Origin of the sequence: Caballeronia sp. GAWG2-1 (assembly GCF_023631405.1) — a bacterium.
Taxonomy (GTDB): Bacteria; Pseudomonadota; Gammaproteobacteria; order Burkholderiales; family Burkholderiaceae; genus Caballeronia.
Window position 1 is genome coordinate 172,632 of the sequence record NZ_JALQDD010000027.1, and the last position, 17,163, is coordinate 189,794.

The following is a 17,163-nucleotide window of genomic DNA, read 5'->3' on the forward strand; positions in this document are numbered from 1 at the left end:
AAGCGGGCATAATAGCGCGTTCGTCGGTGCCTGAAGGGTTCGATCGGTATCGAGCCTCATGGCCTAACAGGGAACACAGCAAAACTGTGGCTGCCCCCGCAATTGTACGCAGCGAGTCCGCGCTCCACTGCCACTGGTTTTTACCGGGAAGGCTAGCGCGAATGTCGACCTGCCAGCCAAGAGACCTGCCGACGTAAGCATTCACTGCTATTCAACGCTATTCAACGCAATTGCGCGAAGCCTGCCGGGCGGGGTGTACCGGTTCGCAACTCAAGCGCTTGAGCATACGGTCGAGCTTTTGGAATCGTTCTTGCCGCCTCGGTCTTCGGCCTGTCCCGGCCTCATGCGTATCGTGCCCGCACGCGATGGCGCCCTTGCGCGCGTGCGTCTTGCCGGTGGCGAGTTGCGTCGCGAAGCCGCGCATGCCGTGGCGCACGCCGCCGAGCGCTGCGGTTCCGGCACGATCGAAGTGACCAATCGCGCCAATCTGCAACTGCGCGGCATTCGCGACGACGCCCACGCGGAACTCATCGACATCGTGCTCGCGGCGGGCCTCGGTCCGACCACGGCCGGCGCCGACGATATCCGAAACGTCATGCTGAGCCCGCTTGCGAGCACGGGAACGCGTGCGCTTGCAGCGGATATCGTCGAAAGCATGCAGGCCGATGCCGCGTTGCACGCGTTGTCGCCGAAGTTCGCGTTGCAGATCGACGATGGCGAAACGCTTGCGATGCTCGATCATCCGCACGATCTTTGGCTTTCGGCGCTGGACAATGGCGCGTGCTTCGCATTCGGTTTTGCAGGATCGATGCCGCATCGTGAGGAACATGCGCCTGCCTCGGGCGCGATTGCGCGTGACGACGCGAAGCGCTTCATCCTGGCCGTGCTGCAGGCGTTTCTGGCACTGGCATCGGTGGAAGAACACCGCATGCGCGATGTGCTCGCACGCGTTGGAATAGCGGGCTTTCTCCATGCCCTCGACTTCGAAACACAGCACGACGCCGCACTTCAGTCATGGCGTCGCGCGCCTTCCGATGCAACGTTACGACTCGGCGCGCATGCGGACTATGTCGGCGCGCAAGCGCCGCTCGGCCGCCTCGCTGCTAATACGCTTCACGCAATCGCCGATCTCGCCGAAGAACGCGTCGTGATGACGCCCTGGCAAAGCGTGTTGCTGCCGGACGTGCACGCGAATCGCATGACGCATGTCGTCGACGCCCTTCGCGCGCTTGGCCTCGCCACCGATCCACGCGATCCGTTCGCGCGTCTGATCGCATGCGCGGGTTCTTCGGGCTGCGCGAAAAGCCGTGCCGATACGAAAGCGGACGCGCATCGTTTAGCCTCCTTGCTGCCCGAGCATGCGCACGCGCATCTGAGCGGCTGCGAGCGCTTTTGTGCGGCGGCGCATCCCGTCGAAAACACGCTCGTTGCCGTTGCGCCCGGCCGCTACGACGTGCTTCGAGGCACACACGTGATCGCCCATAACCTCCTCATCGAAGAGGCGGCCGCATGGCTCGCCCGGAGTCATGCCGATGTCTGACTATACCCGCGACGGTGCGGAGATTTACCGGCAATCGTTCGCGACGATTCGTGCCGAAGCCGACCTCGCCGCCATTCCCGCCAACCTCGAAAAGCTCGCCGTGCGGCTGATTCATGCGTGCGGCATGATCGATATCGTCAATGACCTGCGCTTCTCGTGCGATGCCGGTATCGCGGGCCGTGAAGCGCTCGTGAGCGGCGCGCCCATTCTCTGCGATGCGCGCATGGTCGCCGAAGGCATCACGCGCGCGCGCCTTCCCGCGAATAATCGCGTGATCTGCACGCTCGGCGATGCCTCCGTGCCGGAACGCGCCCGTGAGATGCGCAACACGCGCTCCGCTGCCGCACTCGAACTCTGGCGGCCCGATCTTGCGGGTGCGATCGTCGCAATCGGCAATGCGCCCACCGCGCTCTTTCATCTACTCGACATGATCGACGACGGCGCACCGAAGCCCGCGCTCATCCTCGGCTTTCCGGTGGGCTTTATAGGCGCGGCGGAATCGAAAGCCATGCTTGCCGCCGACAGCCGTGGCATTCCTTTCGTCGCGTTGCTCGGACGACGCGGCGGCAGCGCGATGGCGGCGGCCGCCGTGAATGCGCTCGCATCGGAGGCCGAGTGATGAGCGGAAGACTCCATGGCCTGGGCGTCGGTCCGGGCGATCCCGATCTCATCACGGTGAAGGCGTTGAAGCTGCTCAAGGCGGCGCCCGTGGTCGCGTATTTCGTCGCGAAGGGGAAGAAGGGCAACGCGTTCGGCATCATCGAATCTCATCTCGAAGACACGCAGACGCGCTTGCCGCTCGTCTATCCCGTGACGACGGAAGCGCTCGAACCGCCGCTTTGCTACGAGACGATCATCAGCGCGTTCTACGATGAATGCGCGCTCGCCATTGCGGATCATCTCGAAGCCGGCCGCGACGTGGCGGTGATCTGCGAAGGCGATCCGTTCTTCTACGGCTCGTACATGTATCTGCACGATCGCCTTGCCGCGCGCTTCGAGGCAGAAGTCGTGCCCGGCGTCTGTTCGATGCTGGGCGGCGTCGCAGTGCTTGGCGTGCCACTGGTTTATCGTAATCAGAGCCTTGCGGTGCTTTCGGGCGTTCTTTCGGAAACCGAACTAAAACGAAAGCTGGCGACGAGCGATGCCGCCGTCATCATGAAGCTCGGCCGCAACTTCGACAAAGTGCGTCGTGTGCTGGCGGAACTCGGGCTCGACAAACGCGCGTTGTATGTGGAACGCGCGACGATGGCGAATCAACGCATCGTGCCGCTGAACGAAGTCGATCCAATGGCATCGCCCTACTTCTCGCTGTTGATCGTGCCGGGGACGAAATGGAGCGCATAGACTTAGCGAAGCCGCTTGCCATCGTCGTGCTCGGCAACGGTGCGCTGACTATCGCGCGCAAGATTCAGGCGTGTCGTCCGGGATCGCTCGTTCATGGACTCGCTAGTCGCGTGAAGGTGGACGTCTCCTTCGACGACTTCGGCGCGCACGTGCGGGCACTCTACGCGGCAGGCTCGCCAATCGTCGCGCTATGTTCAGCAGGCATCGTGATTCGCGCGCTGGCAGCGTCGCTTGCGGATAAAGGCGCGGAGCCGCCGGTGCTCGCTGTCGCGCAGGACGGCAGCGCGGTCGTGCCGCTGCTCGGCGGCATGAGCGGCGTGAACATGCTTGCGCGTGAAATCGGCCAGATGCTCGGTATCGTACCGGCCATCACGACGAGCGGCGAATTACGCTTCGGTCAATGTCTGCTCGCGCCGCCCGAAGGCTACGTACTGGCGGATATCGAACGCGGCAAGCGCTTCGTGTCCGACTTGCTTGGCGGAGCAACGACGCGCGTGGAAGGCCACGCACCGTGGCTCGATCAGGCAGCCCTTCCTCGCGCCGACGATGCGTCGCGCGCCATCCGCATCACGCCCGAAAGCGCCCGCGATGAACACAGTCTCGTGATTCATCCACGTTGTGTGATTGCATGGATCGAAGACGACGCGACGAACGGCGATGTAGCGGAATGCGTACGCAAGGCACTTCAAGCACGAAGCCTCGCGCCGCTCGCACTCGCTGTGCTGGTCGCGCCCACGCACGCAATGACATCGCGACGTCTCGCCGATGCCGCGCAAGCGCTCGACGTGCCATTGCGTTTCAGCGACGCCCCGCCTTTCGATGTTTCGCATAACGGCGACGTTGCATTGCACGTCGCGAACGCGCCCGTCGATGCGCAGGCGATAGGCCGTGCACGCGGCACGTTGACCGTGATCGGTCTCGGTCCAGGCAGCTCCGAAATGATGACGCCCGCCGCGAAAGCCGCGCTCCGTGCCGCAGAAGACGTGCTCGGTTACGAAACCTACGTGCGCATGGCAGGCCCGTTTCGCACCGATCAACGCGCGCATATGACGGACAATCGCGAAGAGTTGCAGCGCGCGCGACATGCGTTCGAACTGGCAAGCGAGGGACGCAGGGTCGTGGTCGTATCGTCGGGCGATCCGGGCGTGTTCGCCATGGCGGCAGCCGTGCTTGAAGCACTCGACAAGGAAGCAAACGCGTCATGGCATGCCGTGAAACTCGAGATCGTGCCGGGCGTATCGGCGTCGCTTGCCACGGCGGCGCGTGCGGGCGCACCGCTCGGCCATGACTTCTGCGTTTTGTCGCTATCGGATAATCTGAAGCCGTGGGGCGTCATCGAGAAACGCATAGCGCATGCGGGTCAGGCCGATTTCGTCATGGCGTTCTACAACCCGCTATCGAAGGCACGGCCCTGGCAATTCGATCGCGCGATCGAAATCGTGAAGCAGCATCGCGATGCCAAAACGCCCGTCGTGCTCGGGCGCGATGTGGGACGCGCGGGCGAGACGCTTCGCATCATGACGCTTGGCGAGTTGGACAGCACGATGGTGGACATGCGAACGATGGTGATCGTCGGATCATCGACCACGCGCGTGATCGGCGATGGCGCATGGGTTTATACGCCGCGAAGGTATGAATGACACGGGCAGGCTACCGCAAGTCCGCGCTCAGTTCGCTCGCATGAAAGTACTCCGCCGCCCAGCGTAGCGCCAACGTGCTCGCTTGCCCGACTCCGAATTGCCCTTCATCGAAGTCCACTAGCACGACGCGGTCCGCGCACTGCGGCGGCGCGGGCGTCTCGTTCGTGCGGCCATCGGTCAGCACCCATAGCCAGCGACGCTGCGCGGGTCTTCGACGCGCGGCTCGTGCAAGCACGGTCTGCGCACTCGAAAGACCCAACGCCAGCGGCGTGCCACCACCGCCACCGATAGGACTCACCCAGCGCTCGTTCCACCAATGCGCGGCGCCCGGCTGACGACGCACTTCCGCACGCCCGCCACCGAAACATACGAGCGCAATTTCCGCACGCTCACGATAAGCCCGATCGAACAACGCAATCAACAAGCCCTTGGCACGCGCGAGCCGTTCACCCGTGAGCATCGATCCCGAGCAATCGAGAAGAAAGCAATGCAACGACGCCGCTTCGCCCTGCACACGTCGATAGCGAAGATGCCGTGCATCGAGACGCTCGGCACGTTTCGCGCGTAGCGTCGATATCCAGTCGAGCGTGGTGCTTTCATCGCCTTCGCGACCGGTCATGCGACCGCGTGCCCGCGCTTCACGCCATCGAAGACGATGCTCTTGAGCATCCGCTTCGTGTCTCCGATGGCTCAGGCTTTTTTTGCGGCAAGCGGTCTGACTTGCTTGACCTTCGCCGTGCCTGCTGGCTCGGGCGGCATGTAGCCCCAATCGCTTTCATTCGTGCTGCCGTTATCGCGCGGGGCGGGCTGCTGCGGCGCTTCGCCTTTCGATGCATCGGCCTCGCGTCGTCGATGCTTCAGCACGGCGTCGGCCACGCGATCGACATGAAGCGTCTGCACGTTGCTCGCGCCTTCGAATGCCGCGAGCGCTCTCGCCGCACGCAGCATCACGAGATCGGCGCGCAAGCCATCCACGTGGGCGGCGATGCAAAGCGCGCTCACGCGCGCATGCACCGCGTCGTCCGGATCGAGCGCGAATAGCACGGCACGTGCTGCATGAATGCGTTCTGCTAGCGCGGACTGTGCGTCGGCATGGCGTGCGCAGAATGCTTCAGCATCCATATCGAACGCGAGCCGCGCCCTGACGATCCGTTGCCGCACGCTCGCATCGAAGCAATTGTTCAATTCGACCGCGAGCCCGAAGCGGTCGAGCAATTGCGGACGCAATTCGCCTTCTTCGGGATTCATCGTGCCGATCAATACGAAACGCGCTTCATGCCGATGCGAAATACCATCGCGCTCGATGACGTTCACGCCGCTTGCCGCGACATCCAGCAACTGATCGACGAGCGGGTTGGGCAGCAGATTCACTTCATCGACATAGAGCACGCCGAGATGCGCTTTTGCAAGCAAGCCCGGCGAAAAGGTCACGCCGCCGTCGCGCAAGGCGCTTTGAATATCGAGCGTACCGATCAACTGCTCTTCGCTTGCGCCGAGCGGCAGCGTGACGAGCCGGCCTTCGGGCAATAGCTCGGCAAGGGCGCGTGCGGCAGTGGACTTCGCCGTTCCGCGTGGGCCGCTGACGAGCACGCCGCCAAGCGCCGGATCGATAGCCGCGAGCACGAGCGCCTGCTGCAAGGCCTCCTGCCCGACGAGCGCGGTAAAGGGAAACACCGGAAAATCAGCGTCGTTCGGGTTCAAGTCTGTCGGCCTTCGAGTTGCAGTTCGACATCGAGCAAATGGCGCGTCACGTCAGCGCGATAGCCGCCCGGCTCTTGCCATAAACCGCGCTCCATGGCTTCGAGCAGACGCTCGCATATCGATTGGAGCGCGTGAGGATTGTGCTGCGTGATGAACTCGCGCGTGTCTGCGTCGTTCACGTAAGCGTCGGTAACGAGCGCGTATTGATGATCCGATACGACACGCGCCGTGGCGTCGTATCCATAGAGATAATCCACCGTTGCAGCGAGTTCGGATGCGCCTTTGTAGCCGTGACGCTTGACGCCGTCGATCCATTTTGGATTGACCACGCGCGAGCGCACCACGCGTGCAATCTCTTCGTTCAAGGTCCGCACGCGCGGCGCGGCGGGATTGCTATGATCCGCGTTATACGCCTGCGGTTGCAGGCCCGAAAGATAACGCACGGCCGCGACCATGCCGCCCTGAAACTGATGGTAGTCGTTCGAGTCCAGCAGATCGTGCTCGCGGTTATCTTGATTCTGAAGCACGACATCGAGCGCGGAAAGCCGCGTGCCGAAGCTCGCTCGCGCATCCACGCCGTCTTGCGCCTGCGAATACGCATAGCCTCCCGTGCTTTGATACGCGGCCGAGAGATCGGCGTCGCTCTGCCATTGCTTCGCATCGATCAGTTCCTGCAAGCCCGCGCCATACGCGCCCGGCTTTGTGCTGAACACGCGCCAGCCTGCACGTTGCCGCGCTTCTTTCGCATTCATACCGCGACCGATCAGTTCATCGCGCTCACGCATGATGCGCGCGCGAATCGGATTGATATCCTCGGGCTCGTCTTCGAGTTCGGCGACGGCTTGCACCGCCGCATCGAAAAGATGCATGAGATTGGCGAAGGCGTCGCGAAAGAACCCCGATACGCGCAAGGTAACGTCGATACGCGGCCGGTTGAAGATGGAGATTGGCAGTATCTCGAAGTCCGTCACGCGATTGCTTCCCGCCGCCCACTTCGGCCGTACGCCGATCAGTGCGAACGCCTGGGCCATATCGTCGCCGCCAGTGCGCATGGTCGCCGTGCCCCACACGGAAAGGCCGATGGCGCGCGGGAAATCGCCGTGATCCTGCACGTGTCGTTCCACCAGCAGATTGGCCGACTTGAGGCCGATGGACCACGCGGCCTGAGTCGGCAACGCGCGTGTGTCGACCGAATAAAAATTGCGTCCGGTAGGCAACACGTCCGGTCTGCCGCGCGATGGAGAACCGCTCGGACCAGGCGGCACGAAGCGGCCCTCGAGCCCGCGCTTCAGTTGCTCGAGCTCTTGCGGACCACACGCGTCGAGACGCGCGAGCACATCGCCTTGCAAGCGTTCGAGCACCAGCGTCGTTTGCGGCCCCGGCGATTCGGCATCGCCTTGAAATAGTTGCAACGCTAACGATTCGAGGCGTTCGCGTGTATCGCCATGATGCCGCCAAGGCGCGTCGACCGCGTTTTGAAGCGCGTCGGGGCGAGGTCCATTCCATGGCGCCGCCCAGTCGGCATCGAGCGGATCGAACGCTTCACCGAGCGCGAGATCGCGCGCCATGGCCGTGATGAGACTTGCATTCGCACCGCGTCCGTCGCCGGTCGGAAAACGGCCCAATGCGAGCAGCGTATCGCGCCTTTGCACGCCTTCGGGCGATACGCCGAACACATGCAGACCATCGCGTATCTGCGCTTCCTTGAGTTCGCACAGATAGGCATCGGCACGCGTAAGCAGCGTGTCTTCGCCTTGCAAGTCGCGCGGTGCGTCGAGCCCGAGTTCCTCATGCAACCTGTTCTCGACGATGTTCGCGAGGATGGACTTGCGCAGCAGCTTCGCGCGGCGCGTATCGACCATGAGCGCTTCGTAGTATTCGTCCACTTGTCGTTCGAGATCCTGCAGCGGCCCATAGTTTTCGGCACGCGTGAGCGGCGGCATCAGATGGTCGATGATGACCGCCTGCGCGCGACGCTTGGCCTGACTTCCCTCGCCCGGATCGTTCACGATGAAGGGATAGAGATGCGGCATGGGACCGAGAATGAGATCGGGCCAGCACGATGCCGACAACGCAACGCTCTTGCCCGGCAGCCATTCGAGGTTGCCATGCTTGCCGACATGCACGAGCGCATCGGCCTGGAAACGCAAGCGCAACCAAAAATAAAACGCGAGATACGCATGCGGCGGCACGAGCTCGGCATCGTGATAGCTCGCATAATCGTTGCGCTCGCGCGAGCGCGAAGGCTGAATGCCGATGAACACTTCACCGCAACGCAAGCCTGCAATCATGAAGCGGCCGCGCCGTATCGTCGGATCGTCTTCAGGCGCGCCCCATATATTTTCCAGTGCTTGCCGTGCATCCAGCGGCAACGCGCGATAGGCATCGAGATAATCTTCGAGCGCAAGACTTTGCAGGGCCGGGCGAAGATCGCGCACGACAGGGTCGTTCGTCACGCCTCGCGTAAGCGCTTCGATGAGCGCATCGCCATGTTCGGGAATCTGGTCTAAGCGATAGCCTTCACGCTCGAGCAACTGCAAGATGTTGATGGCCGATGCCGGCGTGTCCAGTCCCACGCCGTTGCCAATGCGCCCTTCGCTCGCCGGATAATTCGCCAAGACGAGCGCGATGCGCTTGCGCTCGTTCGGCGTATGTCTGAGCTTGCACCAGCGCGCGCTGAGTTCGGCGACGAAGCGCAGGCGCTCGGTATCGGCTTTATAACGCACCACGTCGACCTGCGTATGCGGGCATCGATAAGCAAGCCCCTTGAAGCTCACCGCTCGCGTGATGATACGGCCATCCACCTCGGGGAGCGCCACGTGCATGGCGACATCGCGCGAATTCAGGCCTTGATTGTCCTTCTGCCAGTCATCGCGATTGCCCCCGCTCAAGATCACTTGCATCACGGGCGCATCGCCGGCCACTTCGAATGCTTCGCTTTCTCCGATCACGCCCGCAGCGAACGCCGTGGTATTGAGCACGAGCGATGCACCATGCTGCGCGCACAAACGCTCCACTACTTCGCGGCTCAGACTTTCCTTGAGCGATGCAATCGCAATGGGCAGCGGATTCATGCCCTCGCGTTCGAGCGCTTCGATGAATGCATCGAACACAGCGGTGTTGCCTGATTGAAGGTGCGCGCGATAGAAAAGAATGGCAACCACCGGCGCGCCTTCGGTCCAGCGTTCGCGCCAATCGTCGCTAGAAGCGCTTTCGCGCTCGGGGTGATAGATCGCGACCGCGGGCAACGCGCTCGGCGCGTGCGCTTCGCGTCCCCAACCGAACGCGCGATGCGCAATGGCGCGTAGAAACTCTTCGGCATTGCGCGCGCCGCCTTCACGTAAATAGCGCGACAGGTCGCGGCAGAACGCGGCATCGGCCGTACTCTTGCCGATGAGATTCGGGTCTTCCGCAAGATCGCCCGAAAACATGGCGAGCATTTGCTTTTCGCGCTTTGCCAAAGCGACGAGACGCTCGATACCGTAGGGCCAATACGATTCGCCGCCGAGATGATCGACGATGACGACCTTTGCATGACGCAGAATGTCGTCGACATAAAAGTCGACCGAAGCGTTCTGGCGCAGGAACGATTGATTTGCGAGCCGCACTTCCGGAAAGCCGGGGCCGAGACGCGGAAAGACGCTTGCGAGCAGCGCGAGCGTGGTATCGGCCGAACTGAGCACGACAATGGGCGCGCGCGTCTGCTCGATCCGCATCACGCCTGCTGCGTCGTCGACGAAGCCTCCCGGAGTCGTGCGCAGCAGATGCATCGCTCAGGCCTGCACGGGTAAGGTCTGCAACGCGGAAACGAAAGCACGTTGCAGCGTTTCGCGGTCGAGGTCCTCGCCGATAAGCACGAAGCGACTCGATGCCTCGCCCTCGTTCCAGCGCCTGTCGAAGTAACTGTCGAAGCGTCGCCCCACGCCTTGCACGACGAGCCGCATGGCGGCACCCGGCAACGCCGCGAAGCCCTTCACACGGTAAATCGTGTGCCTTTCCACCAGCACGTGCAGTGCCGCAAGCAGCTGTTCGCGCGACTCGACATCCGCTGCGACCACCACGGAATCGAACTCGTCGTGATGATGATCCGCATGACCGTCTTCGTCGGGCGAGCCATGATGGTCGTGCCGCAGATGAATGGTCTCTTCCGATGCGGATTGCAAGCCGAGCAGCGCATGCATGTCGAGTTTGCCCATCTGCGCGGGAACGATCTTCACTTCGGGCGGAATCTCGGGACGCACGAGCGCATCGACCTTGCTCAACGCGGCGGCATCCATGAGATCGGTCTTGTTGACGATGACGAGATCCGCCGACGACAGTTGGTCTTCAAACAATTCATGCAACGGCGATTCGTGATCGAGATTCGGATCGGCCTTGCGCTGCGCATCGACGGCGCTGGGATTTGCCGCGAACTGACCGCTTGCCGCAGCCGGACCGTCGACCACGGTAACGACCGCGTCCACGGTGAAGGCGTTCTTGATGGACGGCCAGTTGAAGGCCTGCACGAGCGGCTTGGGCAAGGCAAGCCCGGACGTTTCGATCAACACGTGATCGATACTGTCGCGCCGTTCAAGCAGTTGCTCCATCACCGGATAAAACTCTTCCTGCACGGTGCAACACAAGCAACCGTTCGCGAGTTCATAGAGATTGCGTTCGGCGGAGCCTGCTTCGTCGTCGCAACCGATACCGCAGCCCTTGAGAATTTCCCCATCGATACCGAGCTCGCCGAACTCGTTGACGATGACCGCGATGCGCTTGCCCTGCGCGTTTGAAAGAATGTGCCGCATCAGCGTGGTTTTGCCGCTGCCGAGGAAGCCGGTCACGACCGTGACGGGGATCTTGCGCGTTTGCATCGTTGCTCCGTGCTTGATTGATGCGTGCGCCCTATGCGTGATGGTGTGCGCGATGCGGTCTATTCGACCTTTGCAGCGGCATGGACATGGAAAAGCGCACGACTCGGTGGATCTGGGAATACGCCGCAACCCCGCGGCTAAGGAAATCCCTTCGGTAATTCTGGCCGGTATCCGGGCTGACGAAAATAGCCGCTTCGCCTTCCCGCGCCGGACGCTTTGAACGCCTAGCACAGTGGCTTTGAAACCGGCTTGCCGCGCATGTCATGCGTGGCTTTCGCTTACCGTTGCGGGGGCAGCACAGGTTGGCTTGCGTTCGCCTGAACGCGCGCTTCCTGTTTCCCGTTCAACTGCGCGCTAAAGACTTGGCGCGCGAGCACCTGAACTATTGAAAGTCTAGGGCTAGCGGGGTTAGGCGTCAAGAAAGCATGGTGCCTGCCTAAGCGTCCGGTATGGTATCTTTCCTCCGCCTTAAGGCTTTTCAAGTCGACCTCCATGAATTGGCTTCGTTTAGCATGAGCGCCGCGCTCGTCATCGGCATCGGCTGCCGCCGCGGCGTAAGCGCCGAAGCAATAGAACGCGCTGTGCGTGGTGCGCTTGGCACGCTCGCATTTGCCGATATCGCCAGCGTGGCAAGCATCGACGCTAAGAAAGACGAAACAGGATTGCTTGCATTTTGCGAGCGTCATCAATTGCGCGTGGATTTCTTTAGCGCCGATCAAATCGAGCGCGCGCCTGGGAAATTCTTATCGCAGGCCAGGCGGCATTTGAATGTCGACGGCGTATGCGAGCCTTGCGCGCTCATTGCCAGCGGCGGCCGGCTCGTCGTGCATAAGACTATCGCGGGCGGCGTGACGGTCGCTATTGCAGAGACACCATCGAAGAAACAAGCATGAAAACCGATACCGAATCGCATTTGCGCATGACCCAGCGGCGCAAGGAAGGCCATGAGAAAAAGCAGGCCGCCGCCGACCATGAAAAGGGCCTGTTGATCGTCAATACCGGCAACGGCAAAGGCAAGACCACCGCTGCATTCGGCATGGCCATGCGCGTGCTCGGGCACGGCATGAAACTCGGCGTGGTGCAATTTATCAAAGGCGCGCTGCATACGTCGGAACGCGATTTCCTTGGCGCAATCGCGCATTGCGATTTCGTGACGATGGGCGATGGCTATACGTGGAACACGCAAAATCGCGAGGCGGACATCGCCACGGCGCGCAAGGGATGGGACGAAGCACGACGCATGATCCAAAGCGGCGAGTATCAGATGGTCGTACTCGACGAGCTCAATGCCGTGCTCAAGTACGAATATTTGCCGCTTGAGGAAGTACTCGGCGTGCTAAAGGCACGGCCGGCCATGCTGCATGTCGTCGTGACAGGACGACACGCGGCCGATGAGCTCATTGAAATAGCCGATCTCGTCACCGAAATGCGCCTCGTAAAGCACCCTTATCGCGAGCAGGGCGTCAAGGCGCAACGCGGCGTCGAGTTCTGACGCAATGGCAAACTGTCCCGCACTCTTCATCGGCGCGAGCGCGTCGCATCAAGGCAAGACCACGGTGACGGCCGCGCTTGCGCGTCATCACACGCGGCAAGGCAGGCGCGTGCGCATCTTCAAGACCGGGCCGGATTTTCTCGATCCGATGATTCTCGAGCGGGCATGCGGGTCGCCCGTTTATTCGCTGCATCTTTGGATGGTCGGACTGGAAGCGTGCCGCGCGATGCTTTCCGCGGCCGCCAAGGAAGCCGACCTTATTTTGATCGAAGGCGTAATGGGCCTCTTCGATGGCACGCCGAGCAGCGCCGATCTCGCCGCTGCGTTCAATGTGCCCGTGCTCGCGGTAATCGGCGCGCATGGCATGGCGCAAACCTTCGGCGCGCTTGCGTTCGGACTTGCGCGTTATCGGCCCGATGTGCCGTTTCATGGCGTGCTTGCAAATCGCGTGGCGTCTGCGCGCCATGCACAGATGCTGGCCGAAGCCATCCCCGAAGGGCTGCGCTATTGCGGTCATTTTTCGAACGCGGACGATATCGCGCTACCCGAACGTCACCTTGGCCTCACTCAAGCGCGGGAAGTGGCGGACCTGGATGCGCGTCTCGACCGCGCCGCCGATGCCATTGCCGCGACCACGCTTGCCGATTTGCCGCCGCTCGTTCGCTTCGACGACGACATCACGCTAAGTGAACCGCCGCGTCTTCTCGACGGATTGCACATTGCGATCGCGCGGGACGCCGCGTTTTCATTTATTTATCCCGCGAATGTCGATTTGCTAAAGGCATCGGGCGCAAGCGTCAGCTATTTTTCCCCGCTAGCGGATGAGCCCGTACCCGCTCATGTCGATGCGCTCTACTTGCCCGGCGGCTATCCCGAGCTTCATGCCGCGACGCTTGCTTCCAATGCGTGCACGCGCGCTTCGATAGAAGAACATATCGCGCGCAATCGCGCGGTAGTCGCGGAATGCGGCGGTATGCTCTACCTGCTCGACGCACTGACGGATGTCGAAGGCAATCGTCATTCAATGCTAAGCGCCCTTCCCGGCGACGCCACCATGCAACGCCGTCTTTCGCGGCTGGCGATGCAACGAGTCGACACCGCCCACGGTCCGCTCACCGGCCACACCTTTCACTATTCGACGCTCAAGACATCGATGCAGCCTTTCACGACAGCCACGCACGCAACGACCGGTGCGCAGGGCGAAGCGCTTTATCGTCATGGCGCGATAACGGCCACTTACATGCACGCTTACTGGCCCTCGAATCCTGCGGCAATGGCTGCGCTCTTTCGCGGCGAAGCACTATGACGACATCGACCGAAATCGGGCCACGCGATCTCGCCGAGATGATCGAACGCGCCAGCGCGCAGGAGCCAATCGGCTCGCCGTGCACCGGCGTTTGCAAGCTCGACGCATCGAGCGGCCTGTGCGCGGGATGCTTTAGAAGCCGCGAGGAAATTAAATTCTTTAGAACGATGGACGATCACGCGAAGCTCGCGTTGTTCGACCAGTTGCTTGAGCGGCGCGCGGCCTCGCAATGAACGAAGGCTCGCGCTCGTGCTCAAGCGACGCGGGCCTTTTGACATCCATCGAGCATTCGATTCAGGCAGCGGCCATGCGACGCGCTGCCGGACGCTCGAGTTCACGTGACGCAAGCGCGCCGAAGAGCAGTCCAAGCGTTGCCCAGATCAATGCCTGGATACCGACGGCAGTCAGCCTGAAATTCCACAACAACGACGCGGAAAAGTCGGCGGGTACTTCGTCGACAGAAGGCAGCGCCACTTGCGCGATAACCATCAGGACGACGTAACCAGCCGCCGCAATAAGCGCCGCGTTCCAGTTGCCGCGACGCGCCTGCAAGCGTCGCTGCGCATAGACCGCGAACACCGCGCCGACGATTGATATCGCCACCATGCCGAAGAAAAGCGCCGTACGCGGACCGATGGTTTCGGCATTGCCCACGGCGGGCGGGTTTGGGGGATATTTGATGAACGGCACGAGCGCAACGCTAACGAAACCAATGAGCGCAAGCAAAACCGACGTTCCGCGCGCATGCAACGAGCCGAGCCGCCCATAAGCCAAGGCAAAGATCAGCGAGAAAATACCGCCTAAAGCCGTGCCGAACACCACCACGCCCGTTAGTAAGCCCAAACCCGCTTGCGTGTCCCGGCTAACGAGTTCTTCATCATCACCATGACTATGCGATTGCGCTGCCGCCGCTTCATCGTGATGATCGTGTGCGGGCGCTTGTGCATGCTCGTGCTGTTCTTCGAACGCGATAGCCCGAGCAACTGAAGGTTCGCCGAAGCCGCGCGCAAAGCCAAAGCCGATCAGGCCCGCGACGAGTCCCGCGACCATGCCGCGTATAAGCAAGTTGCGAATCATGCTCCGTCCTCAGTGGCACGGAAAGCCGAGCAAGTGCCGGCCATCGTGAACGAATTCGTGGACGTACATGCCCGAGATAATGGACGTTGCACCTTGCTCGGCGCCGACGAAATAAATCGCGATCAGCAGAACGAGGCCGATAAAAACGGCCCAAGGAAGGACCTCACGCACCGGAATGGGGACCGGTGCATCGTTAGCGGGCGTTGCAATACCAGCGGAAAAAGCCGGCGCGTTGGACATATTCATTGAAATTTCTCCAGGGAAAAGCGCGTCCCGATAGACGAAGAGCATGCAGCGGGGTCTGACTCGCGGCATCGCGCTCTTAGCGCGAACCGCATACAGTGGCGCGACCGTGCCGGGCTTCCACCGGCTTCCTCGCACTGCAAGCTTGCCATTCTATGATGATTGCCGGCAAAGTAAAACGACCATGAGCTAAAGCCTATGCAATCGACATTGATTTTGCTGTGCCACGCCGCCACGCATGCCATGAAAAGCGGGCGTTTTCCGCAAGGCGACGAGCCTGTCGAACAGGCTAAATGCACGCTCGATGTCCCGGGCGACCCAAGCCGCGTCACATCCAGCCCGGCCCGCGTTGCTTGCGAAACAGCGGCTTGGATCACGACAGATTTTTCGATCGATGTCGCATTCGACGATATCGACTATGGAGAATGGCGCGGTCGTTCCATTCGCGAGATTAGTGAGCGCGAGCCTCAAGACGTTGCGGCGTGGCTTTCCGATCCCCATGCAAGGCCGCATGGCGGCGAGAGCGTGGCAATGCTGTCAAAGCGCGTTGAGAAAGCGCTTGAGGGGCTTGCTTCGAATACGGAGCACGAATGCTGCATAGTCGTAACGCACGCCATCGTCATGAAGGCGGCGCTCTGTATCGTGCGCGACGAACCGTTGTCGTCGATACTCAAGATGGATCTCGCGCCGCTATCGTCCGTCTTGCTCAAGTTCGCGGAAGGCAAATGGACGTACGTGCCCTCCTGAACTTAGATGGCCGCTCGGTGCTCAAAGCAAGCAGCGACTGGTTCGCTCAAAGGAGACAGCAATGGCGCACTATGTGGATGGTTTCGTCGTACCAGTGCCGATCGACAAGGTCGACGCGTATCGCAGCATGGCCGATGCAGCGGGAAAAATATGGCTGGAATATGGCGCGCTGCAGTTTGTCGAATGTATTGCCGACGATGTTAAGCCAGGCGAGCTCACCTCGTTCCCTCGAAGCGTACAGCTCAAGGAAGGCGAAACGGTGGTCTTCTCGTGGATCGTCTATGAATCGCGCGAACAGCGTGACGCCGTCAACGCCAAAGTAATGGAAGACTCGCGTCTTAAGAGCATGATGGAAAACGGCGAACCGCCGTTCGATCCCAAACGCATGTTCTTCGGCGGCTTCAGGACGCTGGTCGAACTGTCAAAGGCCTGATTATTTTTCGAATGCCTAAAACCAAGGAGCCATATCGACATGTACATTGCCATGAACCGCTTCAAGATCGTTCCAGGCGCGGAAGCCGATTTCGAACATCTCTGGACAAGCCGCGACACGCACCTCAAGGAAGTGCCGGGCTTCGTGGAGTTCCATCTGCTAAAGGGACCGACGCGGGATGACCATGTTCTCTATTCGAGTCACACGATCTGGACAAACCATGCTGCGTTCGAACAGTGGACTCAGTCGGATGCATTTCGCGCCGCGCATCGCAATGCGGGCGGAGAAACCAGGCAGCTTTACTTAGGCCACCCGGAATTCGAAGGCTTCGAAGTGATTCAGACGGTTAAATAAGAGCCGCCTGTCTTACAAGACCGTGAACGAATTGCGTCGCTCGCTAAGGCCTTCCTAAGCCTTAGCGCCACGCGCCATTCGCTGCAATGTCGATGAATCGATGGCTCCGGCACAAATGCGCACGGCCTCCTTAAGCGTACGTGGACGTCCCTCGCCAAACTGCGATTCAAGCATGGCGACGGCGCGTAAGCGTTCGTCATTGCCCAGCTTCTCGCCAGTCGCAAGCTCCAGCACGGAGATAAAGTAAGCAGCCGGCGGCGCCGCGTTAGGCTGTGCGGACGCACCGCCTGATCCATCATTCCCGTCGTCGCGCGCGGGAAAACCGGGCGTCCATCTGGTGTCGTATCGGCTATTCATGGGTCTGTTCACTTGGGTGCAAAGGCGCTTGCGCCAGCTTTCGATTGAACAGACATTCAGCAAGGAACGTTCCAAG

General features: G+C 61.3%; 18 protein-coding genes and 3 riboswitches. Of the genes, 11 read left to right on the forward strand and 7 right to left on the reverse strand.

The window, feature by feature from the left end:
• Positions 1 to 7 precede the first annotated feature (7 nt).
• Positions 8 to 207, forward strand: a riboswitch (cobalamin riboswitch).
• Positions 208 to 310: 103 nt separating this feature from the next.
• Genes cobG through cobJ form a run of 4 tightly spaced genes read left to right on the forward strand, consistent with a single transcriptional unit; the run spans position 311 to position 4,524 of the window.
• Entirely contained in the window at positions 311 to 1,540 is a 1,230-nt protein-coding gene (gene cobG, locus NCR98_RS17260; RefSeq protein ID WP_250526772.1) for a precorrin-3B synthase, read from the forward strand.
• Positions 1,533 to 2,159 (forward strand): precorrin-8X methylmutase, encoded by a 627-nt coding sequence (locus tag NCR98_RS17265; RefSeq protein WP_250526773.1) that lies wholly within the window; start codon positions 1,533 to 1,535, stop codon positions 2,157 to 2,159. The genes cobG and NCR98_RS17265 overlap by 8 nt, the downstream gene beginning before the upstream one ends.
• Positions 2,159 to 2,884: a precorrin-2 C(20)-methyltransferase gene (locus NCR98_RS17270; protein ID WP_250510116.1), complete on the forward strand. Its 726-nt coding sequence runs from the start codon at positions 2,159 to 2,161 to the stop codon at positions 2,882 to 2,884. Before NCR98_RS17265 ends, NCR98_RS17270 begins: the two co-directional genes overlap by 1 nt.
• Entirely contained in the window at positions 2,872 to 4,524 is a 1,653-nt protein-coding gene (gene cobJ, locus NCR98_RS17275) for a precorrin-3B C(17)-methyltransferase (protein WP_250526774.1), read from the forward strand. The genes NCR98_RS17270 and cobJ overlap by 13 nt, the downstream gene beginning before the upstream one ends.
• Positions 4,525 to 4,534: 10 nt before the next feature.
• On the opposite strand, the gene NCR98_RS17280 is transcribed toward cobJ, so the two are convergent.
• From NCR98_RS17280 to cobW, 4 genes are all read right to left on the reverse strand, one after another.
• Entirely contained in the window at positions 4,535 to 5,143 is a 609-nt protein-coding gene (locus NCR98_RS17280) for a vWA domain-containing protein (protein ID WP_244829498.1), read from the reverse strand.
• Between the two features lie 71 nt (positions 5,144 to 5,214).
• Positions 5,215 to 6,225 (reverse strand): magnesium chelatase ATPase subunit I, encoded by a 1,011-nt coding sequence (locus NCR98_RS17285; RefSeq protein WP_250526775.1) that lies wholly within the window; start codon positions 6,223 to 6,225, stop codon positions 5,215 to 5,217.
• Positions 6,222 to 9,995: a cobaltochelatase subunit CobN gene (gene cobN / locus NCR98_RS17290; protein WP_250526776.1), complete on the reverse strand. Its 3,774-nt coding sequence runs from the start codon at positions 9,993 to 9,995 to the stop codon at positions 6,222 to 6,224. The genes NCR98_RS17285 and cobN overlap by 4 nt, the downstream gene beginning before the upstream one ends.
• A 3-nt stretch (positions 9,996 to 9,998) precedes the next feature.
• On the reverse strand, positions 9,999 to 11,078 hold the full coding sequence (gene cobW, locus NCR98_RS17295) for a cobalamin biosynthesis protein CobW (RefSeq protein WP_250526777.1): 1,080 nt from the start codon (positions 11,076 to 11,078) through the stop codon (positions 9,999 to 10,001).
• Between the two features lie 145 nt (positions 11,079 to 11,223).
• Positions 11,224 to 11,474: riboswitch (cobalamin riboswitch) on the reverse strand.
• Between the two features lie 116 nt (positions 11,475 to 11,590).
• On the opposite strand from cobW, the gene NCR98_RS17300 reads away from it, so the two are divergent.
• The 4 genes from NCR98_RS17300 to NCR98_RS17315 are packed head-to-tail and all read left to right on the forward strand — an operon-like array spanning position 11,591 to position 14,109.
• Entirely contained in the window at positions 11,591 to 11,971 is a 381-nt protein-coding gene (locus tag NCR98_RS17300) for a cobalamin biosynthesis protein (RefSeq protein ID WP_250467228.1), read from the forward strand.
• Positions 11,968 to 12,570: a cob(I)yrinic acid a,c-diamide adenosyltransferase gene (cobO, locus tag NCR98_RS17305; protein WP_244829493.1), complete on the forward strand. Its 603-nt coding sequence runs from the start codon at positions 11,968 to 11,970 to the stop codon at positions 12,568 to 12,570. Before NCR98_RS17300 ends, cobO begins: the two co-directional genes overlap by 4 nt.
• 4 nt (positions 12,571 to 12,574) lie before the next feature.
• Positions 12,575 to 13,876 (forward strand): cobyrinic acid a,c-diamide synthase CobB, encoded by a 1,302-nt coding sequence (locus NCR98_RS17310; RefSeq protein WP_250526778.1) that lies wholly within the window; start codon positions 12,575 to 12,577, stop codon positions 13,874 to 13,876.
• On the forward strand, positions 13,873 to 14,109 hold the full coding sequence (locus NCR98_RS17315; RefSeq protein WP_250526779.1) for a DUF1289 domain-containing protein: 237 nt from the start codon (positions 13,873 to 13,875) through the stop codon (positions 14,107 to 14,109). The genes NCR98_RS17310 and NCR98_RS17315 overlap by 4 nt, the downstream gene beginning before the upstream one ends.
• Before the next feature lie 61 nt (positions 14,110 to 14,170).
• Here the strand turns inward: NCR98_RS17315 and NCR98_RS17320 are convergent, their stop codons facing one another.
• Positions 14,171 to 14,953, reverse strand: coding sequence for a CbtA family protein (locus tag NCR98_RS17320; protein WP_250493490.1), 783 nt, complete (start codon positions 14,951 to 14,953; stop codon positions 14,171 to 14,173).
• A gap of 9 nt (positions 14,954 to 14,962) precedes the next feature.
• Positions 14,963 to 15,193: a CbtB domain-containing protein gene (locus NCR98_RS17325; protein WP_250493651.1), complete on the reverse strand. Its 231-nt coding sequence runs from the start codon at positions 15,191 to 15,193 to the stop codon at positions 14,963 to 14,965.
• Positions 15,194 to 15,229: 36 nt separating this feature from the next.
• Positions 15,230 to 15,353: riboswitch (cobalamin riboswitch) on the reverse strand.
• 41 nt (positions 15,354 to 15,394) lie between these two features.
• Between NCR98_RS17325 and NCR98_RS17330 the strand changes: the two genes are divergently transcribed.
• From NCR98_RS17330 to hmuQ, 3 genes are all read left to right on the forward strand, one after another.
• A complete protein-coding gene (locus NCR98_RS17330; protein ID WP_250526780.1) occupies positions 15,395 to 15,943 on the forward strand; it encodes a histidine phosphatase family protein in 549 nt (182 codons plus the stop codon).
• Positions 15,944 to 16,004: 61 nt separating this feature from the next.
• Positions 16,005 to 16,376, forward strand: coding sequence for a DUF1428 domain-containing protein (locus NCR98_RS17335; RefSeq protein WP_250467237.1), 372 nt, complete (start codon positions 16,005 to 16,007; stop codon positions 16,374 to 16,376).
• A gap of 39 nt (positions 16,377 to 16,415) precedes the next feature.
• A complete protein-coding gene (gene hmuQ, locus NCR98_RS17340) occupies positions 16,416 to 16,730 on the forward strand; it encodes a heme-degrading protein HmuQ (protein WP_250467245.1) in 315 nt (104 codons plus the stop codon).
• A gap of 54 nt (positions 16,731 to 16,784) precedes the next feature.
• Here the strand turns inward: hmuQ and NCR98_RS17345 are convergent, their stop codons facing one another.
• Positions 16,785 to 17,162, reverse strand: a complete 378-nt coding sequence (locus NCR98_RS17345) for a hypothetical protein (protein WP_250526781.1) — start codon at positions 17,160 to 17,162, stop codon at positions 16,785 to 16,787.
• Position 17,163: the final 1 nt, after the last annotated feature.